The 18,927-nt window shown below is 55.4% G+C and carries 16 protein-coding genes; 8 read left to right on the top strand and 8 right to left on the bottom strand.

What is annotated here, in order from left to right; all coding sequences use genetic code 11:
• Nucleotides 1-41: 41 nt before the first annotated feature.
• From rsmG to asnC, 4 genes are all read right to left on the bottom strand, one after another.
• Complete coding sequence (gene rsmG / locus ACGS9J_RS21020; protein ID WP_442232704.1) at nt 42-662, bottom strand: 16S rRNA (guanine(527)-N(7))-methyltransferase RsmG; 621 nt, start codon at nt 660-662, stop codon at nt 42-44.
• A gap of 137 nt (nt 663-799) precedes the next feature.
• Complete coding sequence (gene mnmG, locus ACGS9J_RS21015) at nt 800-2,689, bottom strand: tRNA uridine-5-carboxymethylaminomethyl(34) synthesis enzyme MnmG (RefSeq protein WP_442232703.1); 1,890 nt, start codon at nt 2,687-2,689, stop codon at nt 800-802.
• 380 nt (nt 2,690-3,069) lie between these two features.
• Entirely contained in the window at nt 3,070-3,510 is a 441-nt protein-coding gene (gene mioC, locus ACGS9J_RS21010) for an FMN-binding protein MioC (RefSeq protein WP_442232702.1), read from the bottom strand.
• 97 nt (nt 3,511-3,607) lie between these two features.
• Nucleotides 3,608-4,069, bottom strand: coding sequence for a transcriptional regulator AsnC (asnC, locus tag ACGS9J_RS21005; protein ID WP_004950461.1), 462 nt, complete (start codon nt 4,067-4,069; stop codon nt 3,608-3,610).
• A gap of 155 nt (nt 4,070-4,224) precedes the next feature.
• Here asnC and asnA point away from each other — a divergent pair, with 155 nt between their 5' ends.
• Nucleotides 4,225-5,217 (top strand): aspartate--ammonia ligase, encoded by a 993-nt coding sequence (gene asnA, locus ACGS9J_RS21000; RefSeq protein WP_442232701.1) that lies wholly within the window; start codon nt 4,225-4,227, stop codon nt 5,215-5,217.
• Nucleotides 5,218-5,220: 3 nt separating this feature from the next.
• On the opposite strand, the gene viaA is transcribed toward asnA, so the two are convergent.
• Together viaA and ravA are read right to left on the bottom strand one after the other, a co-directional pair.
• The gene (gene viaA / locus ACGS9J_RS20995; RefSeq protein WP_442232700.1) at nt 5,221-6,684 is read right to left on the bottom strand and encodes an ATPase RavA stimulator ViaA; all 1,464 of its coding nucleotides are present in this window, start codon (nt 6,682-6,684) and stop codon (nt 5,221-5,223) included.
• A 2-nt stretch (nt 6,685-6,686) separates the two neighbouring features.
• Nucleotides 6,687-8,195: an ATPase RavA gene (gene ravA, locus ACGS9J_RS20990; protein ID WP_442232699.1), complete on the bottom strand. Its 1,509-nt coding sequence runs from the start codon at nt 8,193-8,195 to the stop codon at nt 6,687-6,689.
• 283 nt (nt 8,196-8,478) lie between these two features.
• On the opposite strand from ravA, the gene kup reads away from it, so the two are divergent.
• The 7 genes from kup to rbsR all read left to right on the top strand — a co-directional run bounded on the left by kup (nt 8,479) and on the right by rbsR (nt 16,333).
• On the top strand, nt 8,479-10,347 hold the full coding sequence (gene kup / locus ACGS9J_RS20985; protein ID WP_442232698.1) for a low affinity potassium transporter Kup: 1,869 nt from the start codon (nt 8,479-8,481) through the stop codon (nt 10,345-10,347).
• Between the two features lie 175 nt (nt 10,348-10,522).
• Nucleotides 10,523-10,942: a D-ribose pyranase gene (rbsD, locus tag ACGS9J_RS20980; protein WP_442232697.1), complete on the top strand. Its 420-nt coding sequence runs from the start codon at nt 10,523-10,525 to the stop codon at nt 10,940-10,942.
• A gap of 7 nt (nt 10,943-10,949) precedes the next feature.
• Nucleotides 10,950-12,455 (top strand): ribose ABC transporter ATP-binding protein RbsA, encoded by a 1,506-nt coding sequence (rbsA, locus tag ACGS9J_RS20975; RefSeq protein WP_442232696.1) that lies wholly within the window; start codon nt 10,950-10,952, stop codon nt 12,453-12,455.
• A gap of 6 nt (nt 12,456-12,461) precedes the next feature.
• Nucleotides 12,462-13,427 carry a ribose ABC transporter permease gene (gene rbsC / locus ACGS9J_RS20970; RefSeq protein ID WP_442232695.1) on the top strand — a complete coding sequence of 322 codons (966 nt, stop codon included), beginning with the start codon at nt 12,462-12,464 and terminating at the stop codon, nt 13,425-13,427.
• 23 nt (nt 13,428-13,450) lie between these two features.
• A complete protein-coding gene (gene rbsB / locus ACGS9J_RS20965; RefSeq protein WP_442232813.1) occupies nt 13,451-14,338 on the top strand; it encodes a ribose ABC transporter substrate-binding protein RbsB in 888 nt (295 codons plus the stop codon).
• Between the two features lie 61 nt (nt 14,339-14,399).
• Nucleotides 14,400-15,326 carry a ribokinase gene (gene rbsK / locus ACGS9J_RS20960; protein ID WP_442232694.1) on the top strand — a complete coding sequence of 309 codons (927 nt, stop codon included), beginning with the start codon at nt 14,400-14,402 and terminating at the stop codon, nt 15,324-15,326.
• 5 nt (nt 15,327-15,331) lie between these two features.
• Complete coding sequence (gene rbsR / locus ACGS9J_RS20955; protein WP_442232693.1) at nt 15,332-16,333, top strand: ribose operon transcriptional repressor RbsR; 1,002 nt, start codon at nt 15,332-15,334, stop codon at nt 16,331-16,333.
• Here rbsR and mdtD read toward each other — a convergent pair.
• Nucleotides 16,330-17,745, bottom strand: a complete 1,416-nt coding sequence (mdtD, locus tag ACGS9J_RS20950) for a multidrug transporter subunit MdtD (RefSeq protein WP_442232692.1) — start codon at nt 17,743-17,745, stop codon at nt 16,330-16,332. The genes rbsR and mdtD overlap by 4 nt on opposite strands.
• Nucleotides 17,746-17,811: 66 nt before the next feature.
• Complete coding sequence (locus ACGS9J_RS20945) at nt 17,812-18,501, bottom strand: FadR/GntR family transcriptional regulator (protein WP_442232691.1); 690 nt, start codon at nt 18,499-18,501, stop codon at nt 17,812-17,814.
• Nucleotides 18,502-18,927: the final 426 nt, after the last annotated feature.

The following is an 18,927-nucleotide window of genomic DNA, read 5'->3' as shown; positions in this document are numbered from 1 at the left end:
GCACTATCTTTTAATTCAAGCTTATTTGATCAAAAACAAACTCAGTTTGCCTTAAGTACCACCAAGTGACGCTCACCTTCGAGTTCCGGCACCTGCAAGCGCACCACCGACTCCAGTTCAATACCTTCCGGCAGCTGCGCCAGCTCCTCGTCAGGACGAACCCCTTTCAGCGCGTAGAAACGTCCCTGCCCTTTCGCCGGCAAATGGTGGCACCAGGACAGCATGTCCTGCAACGAAGCAAAAGCGCGGCTGATAACGCCGTCAAACGGCGGTTCGGCTGGGAACGCTTCAACCCGGCTCTGCACCGGTTCTACGTTATTCAGACCCAGCTCATGTTGCACCTGACGAAGGAAGCGCACGCGCTTGCCCAAGCTGTCCAGCAAGGTGAAATGAGAATCCGGACGAACGATCGCCAACGGAATGCCCGGCAGACCGGGACCGGTGCCAACGTCGATAAAACGTGAGCCCTGCAAATGCGGGTTTACCACGATGCTGTCGAGAATGTGGCGTACCAGCATTTGCTGTGGGTCGCGCACCGAGGTGAGGTTATAAGCTTTGTTCCACTTATCCAGCATGCCGACATAGCCCAGCAATTGCTGTTTTTGCTGATCGGGAAGCGCAATGCCTGCTGCAGAGAGCAGCGAGTCTAATTTTTTCTGCACAACGTGTCCTCTGACTGGCGCGGAACGGCAAACCAAACTGGGGCTGACCAAGAAGGCGACCATGATAATTCAGGCCCGGGGCGATGTCAGCGGCCGTTTGCCTACCAAATAGACAAACGGTCGCCCAAAAACAAGATTTATGCGCTGCGGCGCAACAAGCCCTGCTTTTTCAGCCAAATCAGCAGAATCGAGATCGCCGCCGGGGTTATGCCGGAGATGCGTGAAGCCTGGCCGATCGAGTTTGGTTTATGGTCGTTCAGTTTGGCGATCACTTCATTCGACAGGCCGGACACTTGCTGATAATCGAGATCCAATGGCAGCACGGTGTTTTCGTTGCGCTGCTGTTTTTCGATCTCTTCCTGCTGGCGAGCGATATAACCTTCGTATTTGACCTGGATCTCAACCTGCTCTGCAGCCTGGGTATCGGCCAGCGGTGGCGCAAATGCGTCCACGGAGGTCAGCTGCAGGTAATCCATTTCAGGGCGGCGCAGCAGCTCTTCGCCGTTTGCCTCACGCGACAGTGGCGCCTTCAGCAAGGCGTTGACCTGATCGACGTTTTCCGCATGCGGATGCATCCAGATGTCGCGCAGGCGCTGACGTTCCTGTTCGATGTGTTCCAGCTTTTCGCTGAAGCGTGCCCAACGGGCATCATCCACCAGGCCCAGTTCACGGCCTTTTTCGGTCAGACGAAGATCGGCATTGTCTTCACGCAGCATCAGGCGGTATTCGGCACGTGAGGTGAACATACGGTACGGTTCTTTGGTGCCCAAGGTGCTGAGGTCGTCCACCAGCACCCCCAGGTAAGCCTGATCGCGGCGTGGCGACCAGCCTTCGTCTTCATTGGCGTAGCGGCCGGCATTCAGGCCGGCCAGCAGGCCCTGTGCAGCAGCCTCTTCGTAACCGGTGGTGCCGTTGATCTGGCCGGCGAAGAACAAGCCCTGGATAAACTTGCTTTCCAGCGTCGGTTTCAAATCACGTGGATCGAAGAAATCATACTCAATGGCATAACCAGGACGAACGATACGGGCATTCTGCATCCCTTCCATCGAACGGACGATTTGCATCTGCACGTCAAACGGCAGGCTGGTGGAAATGCCGTTAGGGTAAATTTCATTGCTGGTCAGGCCTTCCGGTTCAAGGAAGATCTGGTGAGCATTACGATCGGCAAAGCGCATCACTTTGTCTTCGATCGATGGGCAATAGCGTGGGCCGATCCCTTCGATGATCCCGGCATACATCGGGCTGCGATCGAGGTTATTGCGGATCACGTCATGGGTTTTTTCGTTGGTATGGGTGATGTAGCACGCCATTTGTTCCGGATGTTGCCCGGCATTGCCCATGAATGAGAACACCGGGATCGGAGTATCGCCATGTTGCGGTGCCAGTACGCTGAAATCGATAGTGCGTGCATCGATACGCGGTGGTGTACCGGTTTTCAGGCGATTAACGCGCAAAGGCAATTCACGCAGGCGCTGTGACAAGGAGATCGACGGAGGATCCCCGGCACGGCCCCCACTGTAATTTTCCAGGCCGATATGGATCTTGCCGTCCAGGAAGGTCCCAACGGTCAGTACCACCGCTTTGGCGCGGAATTTCAGCCCCATTTGGGTGACGGCACCGACGACGCGATCGTTTTCCACAATCAGATCTTCGACCGGCTGCTGGAAGATCATCAGGTTTGGCTGGTTCTCCAGGGCAGTGCGTACCGCTTGGCGATACAGCACGCGGTCAGCCTGAGCACGTGTGGCTCGCACCGCAGGGCCTTTGCTGGCGTTTAGTATCCTAAACTGGATGCCGGCGTGGTCGATCGCCGTGGCCATCAGGCCGCCAAGTGCATCAATTTCCTTAACCAGATGCCCTTTACCAATACCGCCAATCGCCGGGTTGCAAGACATCTGCCCCAGCGTATCGATATTGTGTGTCAATAATAAAGTCTGATGTCCCATGCGTGCCGCAGCCATTGCGGCTTCGGTACCGGCATGGCCACCACCGATGATGATGACGTCAAATTGCTCTGGATAAAACATGGAACTGCACCTCGCCGTATTGCGAACGATCGTTGTTTGCCCTGGGGAGGGCGATTCTACTCAAGTTTAGTCGATCGACCAAGTGGTCAGGATCGTCGGTAATTAAAAGAAGATCTTTTTATTTAAAGATCTCTTTATTAGATCTCTTATTAGGATCGCGATCTTCTGTGGATAAGTGATTATTCGTGATTGAGATCAGCGGATTAAGGAGGATCGTTAGCTGTGAATGATCGGTGATCCTATGGCTTATAAGCTGGGATCTAAATGGCATGTTATGCACAGGACAAAAAGCGACCTAGGGTTGTTATTGGGATAACTACTGCTTTTACCCTGCTTTTAAGCATAGTTATCCACAATCGTTCGGGTGATCTTTGAACAAATTAGAGTAAATTAATCCAGTTTTTCACCCATTCCTCTGCCGGATCCTCAGGAATTTCGTGTTCAGTCACGTCGATCTCGAACCGATCGCCGATCCTTTTCGCTCCACGCGCGATCAGAAGATCGTCGATCCGTTGGATCGCACCACAAAAAGTATCGTATTCAGAGCTACCCAAACCGACTGCACCGAACTGCACCTGAGACAAGTCAGGAAGTTGTTCTTCTATTTGTTCGAACAGCGGTTGCAGGTTATCCGGTAAATCGCCGGCGCCGTGGGTAGAAGACACCACCAGCCAGCGCCCGGACAGGGTCAGTTCATCCAATTCAGGGCCGTGCAGGGTTTCGGTAGTAAAACCGGCCGCTTCCAGCTTTTCAGCCAGGTGCTCGGCTACGTACTCGGCACTGCCAAGCGTACTGCCACTGATCAGAGTAATGTCTGCCATGAAATGAATGATCCCAGCCTTCTCAAAGTGGCAGCATTGTACGCTGTGAATCGGCTGGGATCTACCTGTGGATAATATGGGTATAGTAATTAATTGGCTAGGGCGTGATGGTCCGCATGATGGGGTTCTGCAGCGAGATCAGTGTTTCAGTAGACTGGATCTCGTCAATGGTCTGGATCTTGTTGATAAGTACCTGTTGCAACGCATCTATTGAGCGGCACATCACCTTGATGAACACGCTGTAATGGCCGGTGGTGTAGTAAGCTTCGACCACTTCCTCCAGGCTTTCGAGCTTTTTCAACGCGGAAGGATAGTCTTTAGCACTCTTTAATATAATGCCGATAAAGCAGCAGACGTCGTAACCCAGGCGTTTGGGGTTCACGTCGACTCGCGCACCGGTGATGATACCGGCCTGCTTCATCTTCTCTACCCGCACATGAATGGTACCGGGGCTGACGGCAAAGTTTTTCGCCAGTTCGGCATACGGTGTACGTGCGTTCTCCATCAAGGCGTTAAGGATGCCGCGATCAAGATTATCGATCTGATAATTTTCAGCCATTTAATCCCCCACTAATTGCTGATTGTTGAATTATTACCGCATCAAAATGAACGATTAAAAGTGAAAAGGCAATATTGATTAGCGGATATTGAATTGCGGTGCCGTTCTGTTGCTTAATCGTTGGCAACAGAGACAGGTTTATAAGAGATACGGCAATGAAAAAACAGTTTATTCAAAAACAACAACAAATCAGTCTGGTTAAATCCTTCTTCTCCCGCCAGTTGGAACAGCAGCTTGGCCTGATCGAAGTGCAGGCGCCGATCCTCAGCCGCCTGGGTGACGGTACTCAGGACAACCTGTCCGGCAGTGAGAAAGCGGTGCAGGTAAAGGTGAAAACCCTGCCGGACGCCACTTTTGAAGTGGTGCATTCGCTGGCCAAATGGAAACGTAAAACGTTGGGCAGCTACGATTTCGGTGCCGGTGAAGGCCTGTATACCCACATGAAAGCGCTACGTCCTGATGAAGATCGTCTGAGTGCGATCCACTCTGTCTACGTCGATCAATGGGACTGGGAGCGGGTGATGGGCGATGGCGAACGCAGCCTGGATTACCTGAAAAGCACCGTGAGCAGCATTTATGCGGCGATTAAGGCGACAGAAATTGAAGTGAGCCGTGAATATGGCTTAACGCCGTTCCTGCCGGAGCAGATCCATTTTGTTCACAGCGAAACCCTGCTGCAACGCTACCCTGAGCTGGACGCCAAAGGCCGTGAGCGTGCGATTGCCAAAGAGCTGGGCGCGGTCTTTCTGATGGGGATCGGCGGCAAGCTGTCGCACGGCAAATCACACGATGTACGTGCGCCAGATTATGATGACTGGACGACACCCGCCGCAGAAGGGCTGGCCGGTCTGAACGGCGATATTCTGGTGTGGAACCCGGTACTGCAGGACGCCTTTGAACTTTCCTCTATGGGCATTCGCGTCGACGCCGGTGCGCTGAAGCGCCAGTTGGCGCAAACCGGCGATGAAGATCGTCTGGCGCTGGAATGGCATCAGTCATTGTTGCGCGGCGATATGCCGCAAACCATCGGTGGCGGTATCGGTCAGTCGCGTCTGGTGATGCTGTTGCTGCAGCTGTCGCACATTGGTCAGGTGCAGTGCGGCGTGTGGTCACCGCAAGTGCATGAAGCGGTCGAAGGGCTTTTGTAATAATCAGCGCCGCCAGCGGCGCATCAAGCGACTTTTTAACCCGGTATCAAAGCGCCAGATGTGATCGAAGATGCGCATGATGCCGGGTTTGCCATAGCTGGACATCGCCACCGCGTGGAAGCGCTGTTGGTGACTCTGTTGCTGCTGTTTGACCTTCTTTATGATCTCCTCCGGCAACCGCTGGGCAATAAAGTCGGAAATGATCACCGCATCGGCATCGAACCAGCCGCTCTCCGCCATTTTACTCACCGTGGCGTTCAGACAGGCGGCCAGATCGGTACCGCCGCGAAACTGCTGGCCGAGAAAACGCACCGCTTGCTCAATGCCGCTGGCGGCGGTGAGTTCGTAATGCACTATCTGGTTGGCAAACAGCATGATGTAACAGCGGCGGTTATCCGCCAGCGCGATGCGCAACAGCGCAAGACAAAATGCCTTGGCACACTGTTCATTGAAACCGCCCATCGACCCTGAGGTATCGACACAGACGATAAACGGCCCGCGGGGTTGCTGATCCTGCTGCTGGTGGGTGACCTGACGGATCATAATCTGCTCCTGCCAGACGTCGCCCTGCAGGCGATAACTCAACAGCCGCTTTTCCAGCAGGCGGCGGTAAAACTCAAACTCCAACTCTTCGATGCCCAGCGTGACCAGCTCGGGCGGCAGCAGGCGCAGGATATCGTCGCTCTGGTGAATGCCGCTGACCTCTTCCGGCAGCGTGGCCGGTACTTGCACCATGACGCGAAACGGCTCCGGCAGCGCATCCTGTTGCTGTACCGCTTTGGCCTGATAGCTGCGCCCAAGCTGCTGCGCCAGCTTTTTCAGCTCCGGCTGTTGCTGCAAGAAGTTGCCGTACTCCACCAGCCGTTGATAGTCACCCCGCTGCAGGTGACCTTTACTCATGTCCCACAGTCGCCCGGCGGCGGTATCGTTTTCCGACAGCAACGGCTCCAGTGCGCCACTCAGCGCCAGCCGTTCCTGCAGTTCCGCCATCAGCTGTTCGCGTTCTTGCTCCAGCAACTGGTGATGCATCATGGTGGCCTGCAGCGTCAGGCTGATGCGCCAGCGCTGCAGGAATAGGGTTTGGAAGCTGTCGTCCAGCGGATGATTGGGCAGATCGGCAGCATCCACCAGCGCGCGTGCCTGTTCATAAAAAGGAGAGACCAGTTGGCGCAACAGATCGAGGGTGTCGTTGAGGTTATGGAAGAACTGGGTATTGTTCTCTAACTGGCATTGTTGATAGCGATAAAACTCCTGCGCCAGCGCGGGTGGCACCATGGCTTCATGGAGACGCTCTTTCAGTTGCAGCTTCCAGCGCGGCAAGTCGCGGTCCAGCGCCCGGCGGATCGCCGGAAACTTCTTGAAGAAAATCGACAGCTGCGGCGCGGCCAGCATGCCGATGATCATCTCCTCGATCAGCTCACCTTCGGTGATCGCCAGCAGCAGATCGAGCGTTTCCAGGCTGAGCATGCTTACTGACCGCGCATCTGCTGGTGCTGCTGTTTAATTTGTTCCGCCACCTGCAACAGACTGGCCTCAATTTTTGCCAGTCTGGCGGTCGGGGTAAACAGGCAGGGCTGGTGCTGACTGAACAACCGGCGCTGTTCCGCCAGACGCTGAGCCAACTGGTCCATTTCGTCGAGCATCGCCTGGGGCGTTCCCCCCGTTTTTATGCCGGGCAGGGCCAGCAGCGAAGGTTGACGACTGACGTCCAGCACCGTCAGGTGCAGCTTTTCGTCCACTTCCAGATCGATCTGCTGGGCAAAGCCGATGCCGTTCAGTTTGGCGCGTACGTCGCCGCCTTTTTGCAGCCAGTTTTCCAGCACGCTGTTTTCAATACTCAGATGGTTAACCTGAATATCATGCAGTTGCAGTGGTTTTTGCAGCAACAGCGTCAGGGGGCCGGTACCGAGTGGCGCGGCCAGGGCAAACTGAGGCTTTCTGCTGAACATGCCGCCTTTTTTCACCAGTGTGATCGCCTGACTGTCGCTCTGCTGCTGTTGATGCTGCAGCCAGCGGGTGTGGATCTGTTGCAGTTGGATCAGCAGCGTTTGCTGCTGGTAAGCCGATTCGTTCAGCAGCTGTTCTACTTGTTGTTGCAGCAGTTTCAGCGAGGTGAGGTCGTGCCACAGGCAGTCTTTCAGCAGCAGCAGATCGATCGGGGCTACGGCATCGCGACCGCTGAAGAAGGCGCAGGCCTGTAGCAGGCGCAAGGCTTTTTTCCATCGACGATCGGAAACGTAAGGAGCATGGTCCAGTGCATCCAGGCGCTGGCGCAGCTGGAATATCAATTCAAAGCAATTTTCCGGCAGCTTGATTTTGTCGATCTGCGCTTGCCACTGATGATATTCCTCGTCGGTGATGCTCAGGGCTTCCGGCACCGGGTTTTCATTCTCGTTCTGGCGGCTGACCAGCAGCGAGCGGAAGTTCTGTTTGTCCTGCACTTTGTCCAGCCACAGGCGTATCAGCATACGGTCATACAGGGCTTCCAGGCTGCTGTCGGCTTCCGGCAGTTCGTTGGAGGCGGTGACCAGCAGCCGCAGGGGGATCGGTTCTTCGGTGTTGCCGTTGCGGAAACGACGTTCGTTGATCGCCGTCAGCAGGGTGTTGAGGATCGCCGGGCCGGCCTTCCAGATCTCATCCAGAAACACGATTTCCGCTTCTGGCAGATAGCCGGTGGTCAAACGCTGATAGCGGCCTTCGTCTTTTAATGCCTGAATGGATAACGGGCCGAACACTTCTTCCGGCGTCGAGAAACGCGTCATCAGGTATTCAAACGATCGCGCATGGCGAAAGGCGAATTTTAACCGGCGCGCAATCAGGCTTTTGGCGATGCCTGGTGGACCAAGCAGAAACACGCTTTCGCCGCTGAGCGCTGCCAGCAGGCACAGGCGAATTGCTTCCTGCCGTTCATATAAACCGCTCTCCAGCGCACTGCTGAGGCGGGAAATTCGTTCTGCCAGAAGTGATGATGGCGCCATATTATTGTCGTGTTGTCCGAGAGTTAGCCAATCTTGGTGGATAATCCGATGATAAACCACCATTATTTTTAATGGTATAGCTTGTTGATTAGTAAAATCTTTCTATTATCAAAAGAGCGGTTGGTTCACATTTTGTTTATTTTTTGGGTCTGATATAAGAGTAGGCAAGCAGTATAAATCGTGCATACTGTGCGCCTTTTAGTGGGCGTAACGGATCTTAGAGCCCGTATCTCTGGCTGATGCGGATGCATCGCTAACGGATGTTCTAATAAAGAAACGAATTATGAGCACAGAGCATAAACAGTCCTTATCGGCGGTAACCCTGGCGGCAATTGGGGTGGTTTACGGTGATATCGGCACCAGCCCTCTCTATACTCTCAGAGAGTGTTTCTCCGGCCATTACGGCTTCGATGTTCGTCCAGACGTGGTTTTCGGCTTCCTGTCGCTGATCTTCTGGATGTTAATCATCATTGTTTCCCTCAAATACCTTACCTACGTCATGCGGGCGGATAACGCCGGCGAAGGCGGCATCCTGACGCTGATGTCGTTGGCCGGGCGCCATACTTCGGCGCGCACTACCGCAGTATTGGTGATTCTGGGCCTGATTGGCGGCAGTTTCTTCTATGGCGAGGTGGTGATCACCCCGGCGATATCGGTGATGTCCGCAATAGAGGGGCTGGAAATCGCCGCCCCGTCGCTCGACGGCTATATCGTTCCCCTGTCGATTCTGGTGCTGACGCTGTTGTTTGCCATCCAGAAACACGGTACCGGCAGCGTCGGTAAGCTTTTCGCGCCGGTGATGCTGCTGTGGTTTATCGTTCTGGCGGTGCTGGGTGCGCGTAGCATCATGGCTAACCCGGAAGTGCTGCAGGCGTTAAACCCGAAATGGGCGCTGAACTTCTTTATTGAATATAAGAAGGTTTCGTTCTTTGCGCTGGGTGCGGTGGTGCTGTCTATCACCGGTGTCGAGGCGTTGTACGCCGATATGGGCCACTTCGGCAAATTCCCTATCCGTTTGGCCTGGTTCACCGTGGTGTTGCCTTCGCTGGTGCTGAACTATTTTGGCCAGGGCGCCCTGCTGCTGAAAAATCCAGAGGCGATCAAGAACCCGTTCTTCCTGTTGGCGCCGGACTGGGCGCTGATCCCGCTGTTGATCCTGGCGACGCTGGCCACGGTTATCGCCTCGCAGGCGGTGATCTCAGGCGTGTTCTCGCTGACCCGTCAGGCGGTGCGTCTGGGTTACCTGTCACCGATGCGCATCATCCATACCTCTGAAATGGAATCCGGCCAAATCTATATTCCGGTGATCAACTGGACGTTGTATATCGCGGTGGTGTTGGTGATTGTCGGCTTCGAACACTCCAGCAATCTGGCGGCGGCCTACGGCATTGCCGTGACCGGCACCATGGTGCTGACCAGTATTCTGGTGACTTCGGTGGCGATTAAAAACTGGCACTGGAATCGTTTCTTTGCCGTCGGCATTCTGGTTGTCCTGCTGATTATCGACGTGCCGATGTTCTCCGCCAACGCCCTGAAGCTGTTCTCCGGCGGTTGGCTGCCACTGTTGCTGGCGCTGGTGATGTTCATCATCATGACCACCTGGAAGAGCGAACGTTTCCGCCTGCTGCGTCGCATGCACGAGCACGGCAATTCCCTTGAGGCGATGATTGCTTCGTTGGAAAAATCGCCGCCGGTGCGGGTGCCTGGCACCGCGGTCTTTATGTCGCGCGCCATCAATGTGATCCCTTTTGCGCTGCTGCATAACCTAAAGCATAACAAGGTGCTGCACGAACGCGTGGTGCTGTTGACGTTGCGTACCGAGGATGCGCCTTACGTGCATAACGTGCGGCGAGTCACCATCGAACAGCTGTCACCGACCTTCTGGCGGGTGGTGGCCAGCTACGGCTGGCGTGAAACGCCGAACGTTGAGGAAGTGTTCCACCGTTGCGGGCTGGAAGGGTTGCCGTGCCGGATGACGGAAACCTCGTTCTTTATGTCGCACGAGTCGCTGATCCTGACCAAACGGCCGTGGTACCTGTTCCTGCGCGGCAAGCTGTTTATTGCATTGAGTCGCAACGCGCTACGTGCGCCGGACCAGTTTGAGATCCCGCCCAATAGGGTGATCGAGCTGGGAACCCAGGTCGAGATTTAACTCCCCCTCAAGGGCTCAGCAACGGCTGGGCCCTTTCTGTTTATGTTCTCGGTAACACGAGCGAAACGTTTCGATAGTGATCACACTTCTGCATTGTCCCGGTTGCCTTCTACTGACGTTTTTTTAAACTCCAGACACAAGCGAAACGTTTCGCTGGCGGAATGAGAAGAACAAGATGAAAAAAGGCGTGTTGCTGAATGCTGATGTCTCTGCCGTGGTTTCCCGTCTCGGCCATACCGATCAGGTCGCTATCGGTGATGCCGGGCTGCCTATCCCGGCGGCAACGCAGCGTATCGATCTGGCGTTGACTCAGGGGGTGCCGACGTTTTTACAGGTGCTCGGGGTGGTGACGCAGGAAATGCAGGTCGAAAGCGCCATCTTGGCGGAGGAGATCATTAAGCAGAATCCTCAGCTTCATAGCGCGTTGTTGGCTCAACTGACCGAACTTGGCCAACGCCAGGGGAACTCCGTCAGCGTGAGCTATATCAGCCATCAGGCTTTTAAAGCGCAAACGGAACACTGCCGGGCGGTGATCCGCAGCGGGGAATGTTCGCCTTACGCGAACGTGATCCTGTGCGCCGGCGTAACTTTCTGAGGCACCTATGCAACCTTTACTGCAACTGAAAGGGATCGATAAAGCCTTTCCCGGCGTGAAGGCGCTCTCCGGCGCTGCGCTCAGCGTTTACCCGGGTAAGGTGATGGCGCTGGTGGGGGAAAACGGCGCCGGGAAATCCACCATGATGAAAGTGCTGACCGGCATTTATAACAAAGACGCCGGCAGCCAGTATTTTCTCGGTAAAGAAGTGGCGTTCAATGGCCCAAAGGATTCGCAGGAAGCGGGCATCGGCATTATCCATCAGGAACTGAACCTGATCCCGCAGCTGACGATTGCGGAAAATATCTTCCTTGGCCGTGAGTTTGTTAATCGCATCGGCCGCATCGACTGGAAGCGCATGTACGCCGAAGCCGACAAACTGCTGGCGCGACTGAACCTGAGTTACAGCAGCCACCGGCTGGTGGGGGAATTGTCGATCGGCGATCAGCAAATGGTGGAAATCGCCAAGGTGCTGAGCTTCGAATCTAAAGTCATCATTATGGATGAGCCGACGGATGCGTTGACCGACACCGAAACCGCCTCTTTATTTAAAGTGATCAACGAACTGAAGGCCGAGGGGCGAGGCATTGTTTACATCTCGCACCGGCTGAAAGAGATTTTTGAAATTTGCGATGACGTCACGGTGTTTCGTGACGGGCAGTTTATTGCCGAGCGCCAGGTCAGCGAACTGCAGGAAGATTCGCTGATAGAAATGATGGTGGGTCGCAAGCTGGAAGAACAATACCCGCGTCTGAACCAACCGCGCGGTGAAAAACGGCTGGAGGTCAGCCAGGTTTCCGGCCCGGGCGTGCATGACGTCAGCTTTACGCTGTACCGGGGCGAAATTCTTGGCGTGGCCGGGTTGATGGGCGCCGGGCGCACCGAGCTGATGAAAATTCTCTACGGCGCCGCGCCGCGCAAAGCCGGTACGGTCAGCCTTGATGGCCGTCCGGTGATCACCCACTCTCCGCAGGACGGTCTGGCGAACGGCATTGTTTATATCTCCGAAGACCGTAAGCGCGATGGCCTGGTGTTGGGGATGTCGGTAAAGGAAAACATGTCGTTGACTGCACTGCGCTATTTCAGCCGTGCCGGCGGCAGTTTGAAACAGGCCGAAGAACAACAAGCGGTGGGCGATTTCATTCGCTTGTTCAATATCAAGACGCCGTCGATGGAACAGCCCATTGGCCTGCTCTCCGGCGGCAACCAGCAAAAAGTGGCGATTGCCCGTGGTCTGATGACGCGGCCAAAGGTGTTGATCCTCGATGAGCCGACACGCGGTGTCGACGTCGGTGCCAAAAAAGAAATCTATCAGTTAATTAACCAGTTCAAGCAGGAAGGTCTGAGTATCATTCTGGTGTCGTCGGAAATGCCTGAGGTGATGGGCATGAGCGACCGCATCCTGGTGATGCACGAAGGACACCTCAGCGGCGAGTTCCCGATTGAACAGGCCACCCAGGAAGCGTTGATGGCTGCGGCCGTTGGCAAGCAATACGGCGTAAAGCAGGAGTAATCAGATATGAGTTCCCAGAGTGTGGCAAAGCGCTGGTTCAGTAAAGAGTGGCTGTTAGAGCAAAAATCACTGATTGCTCTGTTGGTGCTGATCGCCGTGGTCTCTTCAATGAGCCCGAATTTCTTCACCCTGAATAACCTGTTCAATATTCTGCAGCAAACCTCGGTGAACGCCATTATGGCGGTGGGGATGACGCTGGTGATCCTCACTTCCGGCATCGATTTGTCGGTGGGATCGCTATTGGCGCTGACCGGCGCGGTGGCGGCCTCGATCGTCGGTTTTGAAATTAATGCGGTGGTAGCCGTGGCCGCGGCACTTGCATTGGGGGCGGCGGTCGGCGCCTGTACCGGGGTGATCGTTGCCAAGGGCAAGGTGCAGGCGTTTATCGCGACTCTGGTGATGATGTTGCTGTTGCGCGGCGTCACCATGGTGTACACCAACGGCAGCCCGGTGAATACCGGCTTTACCGATGTGGCCGACACCTTCGGCTGGTTTGGTATCGGCCGCCCGCTGGGGGTGCCAACCCCGATCTGGATCATGGCGATCGTCTTTATCGCCGCCTGGTACATGCTGCACCATACCCGTCTGGGCCGCTATATTTATGCCCTGGGGGGGAATGAGGCGGCAACGCGCCTGTCCGGCATCAGCGTCGATAAAGTGAAGATTATCGTTTATTCGCTTTGTGGTCTGCTGGCGGCGTTGGCGGGGGTGATCGAAGTGGCGCGTCTGTCTTCAGCGCAGCCAACCGCCGGTACCGGCTATGAGTTGGACGCCATTGCGGCGGTGGTGCTGGGCGGTACCAGCCTGGCCGGCGGTAAAGGCCGCATCGTTGGCACGCTGATCGGGGCGCTGATCCTTGGCTTCCTGAACAACGGCCTGAATTTACTGGGTGTTTCTTCCTACTACCAAATGATCGTGAAGGCAGTGGTGATACTGCTGGCGGTTCTGGTAGAGAACAAAAGCAACAAATAACCTCCCCTACAGGAATCACGATGATGAAAATGAAAAAACTGGCAATTCTGGCTTCAGCCTTCGCGCTGAGCGCCACCCTGAGCGCTAACGCGCTGGCGAAAGACACCATTGCGCTGGTGGTTTCCACGCTGAACAACCCGTTCTTTGTTTCGATGAAAGAGGGGGCACAGCAGGAAGCCAACAAATTGGGTTACAACCTGGTAGTACTGGATTCGCAGAACAACCCGGCCAAAGAGCTGGCTAACGTGCAGGATCTGATGGTGCAGGCACCTAAGCTGCTGCTGATTAACCCAACCGATTCCGATGCGGTCGGCAACGCCATCAAGATGGCCAACCAGGCCAAAATCCCGGTCATCACTTTGGACCGTGTGGCGAGCAAGGGTGACGTAGTCAGCCATATCGCTTCGGATAACCGCGTCGGCGGTAAAATGGCCGGTGACTTTATTGCCAAAAAAGTGGGCGCAGATGCCAAAGTGATCCAACTGGAAGGGATCGCCGGGACTTCCGCAGCCCGTGAACGTGGCGAAGGCTTTAAACAATCACTGGATCAGAACAAATTCAAACTGTTGGCCAGCCAGCCGGCAGACTTCGATCGCACCAAAGGCCTGAACGTGATGCAGAACCTGCTGACCGCTCACCCGGATGTGCAGGCGGTGTTTGCCCAGAACGATGAAATGGCGCTGGGCGCTCTGCGTGCGCTGCAAACCGCCGGTAAAACCGACGTGGTCGTGGTAGGCTTCGACGGCACTGCCGACGGCGTGAAAGCGGTCGAAGGCGGCAAGCTGGCGGCGACCGTGGCGCAGCGTCCGGATCAAATCGGTGTGATTGGCGTAGAGACGGCCGATAAAGTGCTGAAAGGCGAGAAAGTGCCGGCTACCATTCCGGTGGATTTGAAACTGGTCACCCAATAAGTCATACCAGCGCCATCAAAACGGGGCGTTTATGATGGCGCGCAATTCAGGAATCAATGCGATGGCAACAGGTAAGCTGGTGGTTCTGGGCAGTATCAATGCCGACCATATCCTTAATATTGAGCAGTTTCCCCGCCCGGGTGAAACGGTGATCGGGAAACAGTATAAAGTGGCGTTTGGCGGCAAAGGCGCCAATCAGGCGGTGGCGGCAGGACGCAGCGGCGCAGATATCGCTTTTATCGCCTGCGTGGGAGCCGATGACATCGGTGAACGCGTACGTCAACAACTGGCGAGCGATCGCATTGATACCCAACCGATAGAAGCTATCGCCGACAGCACCACCGGCGTGGCGCTGATTTTCGTTAATGCGGATGGCGAGAACGTGATCGGCATCGACGCCGGCGCCAATGCCGCAGTGACCCCCGACTATCTGGCACGTTATCAACAAAAGGTTATCGATGCCGACGCGCTGTTGATGCAACTCGAATCTCCGCTGGAGACCGTTATTGCCGCGTCCCAACTGGCGAAACAGCACCAGACTCAGGTGATCCTTAACCCGGCACCGGCCCGTGAGCTGCCGGATGCGTTACTGGCGATGATCGATATGATCACGCCAAACGAAACTGAAGCCCAGCGCCTGACCGGCATTGCGGTCAACGACGATAATGACGCCGCGCGCGCCTCTCAGGTTTTACATGATAAAGGCATTGCTACGGTGATCATCACCCTTGGCAGCCGCGGCGTGTGGCTGAGTGAGAACGGCAATGGCAAATTGGTGCCTGGTTTCAGGGTTAAAGCGGTCGATACCATCGCCGCCGGTGATACCTTTAATGGGGCGCTGGTTACAGCGTTGCTGGAAGGCAAAACCATGGCGGATGCGGTGCGCTTTGCTCATGCGGCGGCGGCCATTGCGGTGACCCGTCCTGGCGCTCAACCTTCAGTGCCCTGGCGCGAAGAGATTGACGCCTTCTTGCTGCAGCAGGAGTAATTCCTTTGGCCACCATGAAAGATGTCGCCCGTTTGGCGGGTGTTTCAACGTCGACAGTTTCGCACGTCATTAATAACAATCGCTTTGTCAGCGACAGCGTGCGAGCCAAAGTCATGGCGGCCGTAGAACAGCTGAACTATGCCCCCTCCGCACTGGCGCGCAGTCTCAAACTGAATCAGACGCGAACCATAGGTATGCTGGTCACCTCCAGCAATAACCCCTTCTATGCCGAGGTGGTGCGCGGCGTCGAGCGCAGTTGCTATGAACGCGGCTACAGTCTGATCCTGTGCAATACCGAAGAGGATGCGGCGCGTATGAATCGCAACATGGAGACGCTGCTGCAAAAGCGTGTCGACGGTTTGTTGCTGATGTGTACCGAAAACCACCGTCCGTCACAGGTTGCGCTGAGCCGCTATCCGTCGTTACCGATAGTGATGATGGATTGGGCGCCGTTCGAAGGGGCTAACGATATTATTCAGGATAATTCGTTGCTGGGCGGCGAGATGGCGACCGATCACCTGATCGCTCGCGGGTATCGCAAAATTGCCTGCATCGCCGGCCCACAGGATAAAACCACCGCGCGCCACCGACTGGAAGGCTACCGCCGCGCCATGCAGCGTGCTGGGCTGGCGATCCTGCCGGGGTATGAAGTGCACTGCGATTTTGAATTTGAAGGCGGTGTCATCGCCATGAAACAACTGCTGGCGTTGGCTGAGCCCCCGCACGCAGTGTTTGCCGGCAACGACGCGGTGGCTGTGGGCGCCTATCAGGCGTTGTATCAGGCAGGGCTGTCGGTGCCGCAAGACATGGCGGTGATGGGCTACGACGATATCGAATTGGCCAAATATCTGGCCCCGCCGCTAAGCACCATTCATCAACCTAAAGATTCGCTGGGCGAGTTGGCGATCGACGCGTTGATCAACCGCCTGCAAAACCCGGAGCGCGAAGCTCAGGTTCTGGTGCTGACGCCTGAGCTGGTGGAGCGTGCTTCGGTCGGCCACCGTTAGCTCGTGGCCTTGGCTTCTTTCTTGCTGTCACGGCCGCTGATCAGGTTACGGCCGTCCTTCCTTTTCAACAGCATAAACACAAACGCCGAAGCTACGGTGACAATCCCCATGGTGATAAAGGTGTAGTGGAAGTGATCGACCATGGTGCCGAGCGACATCGATTCATAAAAACGCAGCACCGCGGCGCTGATCGCCACGCCAAAGCTGATGGAAAGTTGTTGAGTGACCGCCAGCACGCTGTTGCCGGAACTGGCATTGGCGTCGTTTAAATCTGCCAGGCTGATGGTATTCATGGCGGTGAATTGCGTAGACATCGCCATACCCAGCACGAACAGCGGCAGGATCATCAACCACAGCGGCATTCCCGGGCTTTGCAATGCGAACTGGGCAATCAGCACGCCGATAATCAACGTGATGCCAACCAGCGTTTTGCGATAGCCGAACCAACGTAACACCTGAGTGACGGTAGATTTTGCCATCAGTGAGCCGACGGCCGTCGGTGCCATCATGCAACCGGCAATAATTGCCGAATAGCCGAAACCGACCTGCAGCATCAGCGGCATCAGGAAGGGGACGCAGCCGGTGCCCAGACGTGAGGCAACGTTACCGGCAATACCCACCGAGAAGGTTCGGGTCTGGAATAAATCCAGGCCAATCAGCGGTTGGGGATGCCTGCGGGCATGGGCGATATAACCGAACAGCATCACCACGCCGCTGAGTAAAATACCCAGTGAGATATAGCTGGCCAGCACCTGTTCGCCAAACAGCTCAAGCCCGGTGGAAACCAGCACCAGGCTCAGGCCGAACAGCATAAAGCCGATGAAGTCGAAGCGACGCTTGGGCGTGGTGAAGTCCGGCATATATTTGCGCGCATAGAAAATGCCGAGCAGGCCAATCGGGATATTAATAAGGAAAATCCAGTGCCAGGTGGCGTAGGTTACCAGCCAGCCGCCCAGCATCGGCCCCATGATCGGTCCAACCAAACCGGGCATGGTCACGAAATTCAGTACCGGCAACAGCTCGCTGCGCGGATAGGCGCGTAGCAGGGCCAAACGTGCCACCGGCATCATCATCGCGCCACCGACCCCCTGAATGACGCGTGAGGTCACCAGTACGCTTAGCGTAGGGGAAAGCGCGCACAGCAACGAACCGAGAGTAAACAGCGAAACCGCGACGATAAACACCCGACGGGTACCGAAGCGGTCTGCCAGCCAGCCGCTGACCGGGATCAGCATGGCGACCGTCAACGTATAGCTGATAACGGCCGACTGCATTGCCAACGGGGAGCGCTCCAGGCTTTGCGCTATGGCCGGCAACGCAGTGTTGAGGATAGTGGCGTCCAGCGCCTGCATAAAGAAGGCCATTGCGGCGATCCAGGGGAGCCCTGCCATACTGCGCGCGGATTTAGTCATTATGATTCCCGGTTAACTGTCTTATTCGTCCCTTCATTGTTGTTCTTCTATATATAAGTAGGGGAGTTAGTCTTTCTCTCTGAGCAATACCTGGCAGGCGGCTAATGCTCCTGCACTGTCGCCGGCGAGTATTGCATCGACGATGGCCTGATGGTTCTGGAGCTTAATCACTTCGTTGCCGGTGATGGCGCGGAAGTAGCTTTGATACACCGAACTGAACAGATTGGCGAATGATGTCAGAAACGGATTGCCGCTGGCTTCATAGATAAGCTGGTGGAACTGGGTATCTATCTGGATCCAGTGCTCGCGGTCAAACTGAACATGCAGCGCCCGCATCTCCGCCATCAGCTCAGCCAGCCGTGTGGTTTGCTGGGTGCTGGCATTGGCAGCCGCCAATGAGCAAGCCTGAGGTTCCAGCGAGGTGCGCAGGATAAGGAAGTGCTGCATCACCTGATCGAAATTTTCCTTGGTCATCCACCAGGTCAGTAAATCCTGGTCGAGAAAGTTCCACTGGCTTTGTGGCATGACCCGGGTACCTATGCGTGGACGGGGTAACAGCATGCCTTTGGCGGCCAGCATCTTCACCGCTTCACGTACCGCAGTGCGGCTAACGCCGAATTGTTCCCCGAGCTCCATCTCCCCGGGCAGGATACTGCCGGCCTGATAATCGCCTGCCAGAATTTGTTGGCCGAGCTTTTCTGCAAGCAGATAAGAAAGATTGCGTTGGGCGGCCTGTTGTTGGGCATTAAATTGCATGGCTGCGAGTCCTTACTGACATTGTTACTCTTATTTTACTCTACGGATCGCCAGCTTTTGTGGCTGTTTACCGGAAAAAGTGACGAAAACGCCGACTTGTGCAGCGCTTTGTTGAAAAAAAACGCGCTTGAAAAGTTTTTTGCATTTAGGGGTTGCGGCCTTCTGAGAACTCCCTATAATGCGCCTCCACTGACCGGGAACAACGACTCCTCTAACGAGAACCCGTCGCCCAGCCAGGAAGAAGCAAGCCGGTGAAAACACCGTTTCTTAATAAGAAAAAGCTTGACTCTTCAGCGGGAAAGCGTAATATGCACCTCCCGCGTTACCGAGAGTTATCTCAGTAACGAACGCTCTTTAACAATTTATCAGACAATCTGTGTGGGCACTCCACAAGACGATATCCAGAACCTTCGGGTTCGAAAAAAT

Source organism: Serratia quinivorans, assembly GCF_052113645.1.
GTDB lineage: Bacteria > Pseudomonadota > Gammaproteobacteria > Enterobacterales > Enterobacteriaceae > Serratia > Serratia quinivorans_B.
The sequence above is the reverse complement of the archived record's forward strand: the minus strand, read 5'-3'. Positions and strand labels throughout refer to the sequence as shown.

Bases quoted from the DNA above. Each gene is read 5' to 3' on its own strand.
- mnmG (WP_442232703.1), bottom strand. From the start codon at position 2,689: ATGTTTTATCCAGAGCAATTTGACGTCATCATCATCGGTGGTGGCCAT.
- mioC (WP_442232702.1), bottom strand. From the start codon at position 3,510: ATGGCAGACATTACTCTGATCAGTGGCAGTACGCTTGGCAGTGCCGAG.
- asnC (WP_004950461.1), bottom strand. From the start codon at position 4,069: ATGGCTGAAAATTATCAGATCGATAATCTTGATCGCGGCATCCTTAAC.
- asnA (WP_442232701.1), top strand. From the start codon at position 4,225: ATGAAAAAACAGTTTATTCAAAAACAACAACAAATCAGTCTGGTTAAA.
- viaA (WP_442232700.1), bottom strand. From the start codon at position 6,684: ATGCTCAGCCTGGAAACGCTCGATCTGCTGCTGGCGATCACCGAAGGT.
- ravA (WP_442232699.1), bottom strand. From the start codon at position 8,195: ATGGCGCCATCATCACTTCTGGCAGAACGAATTTCCCGCCTCAGCAGT.
- kup (WP_442232698.1), top strand. From the start codon at position 8,479: ATGAGCACAGAGCATAAACAGTCCTTATCGGCGGTAACCCTGGCGGCA.
- rbsD (WP_442232697.1), top strand. From the start codon at position 10,523: ATGAAAAAAGGCGTGTTGCTGAATGCTGATGTCTCTGCCGTGGTTTCC.
- rbsA (WP_442232696.1), top strand. From the start codon at position 10,950: ATGCAACCTTTACTGCAACTGAAAGGGATCGATAAAGCCTTTCCCGGC.
- rbsC (WP_442232695.1), top strand. From the start codon at position 12,462: ATGAGTTCCCAGAGTGTGGCAAAGCGCTGGTTCAGTAAAGAGTGGCTG.
- rbsB (WP_442232813.1), top strand. From the start codon at position 13,451: ATGAAAATGAAAAAACTGGCAATTCTGGCTTCAGCCTTCGCGCTGAGC.
- rbsK (WP_442232694.1), top strand. From the start codon at position 14,400: ATGGCAACAGGTAAGCTGGTGGTTCTGGGCAGTATCAATGCCGACCAT.
- mdtD (WP_442232692.1), bottom strand. From the start codon at position 17,745: ATGACTAAATCCGCGCGCAGTATGGCAGGGCTCCCCTGGATCGCCGCA.
- ACGS9J_RS20945 (WP_442232691.1), bottom strand. From the start codon at position 18,501: ATGCAATTTAATGCCCAACAACAGGCCGCCCAACGCAATCTTTCTTAT.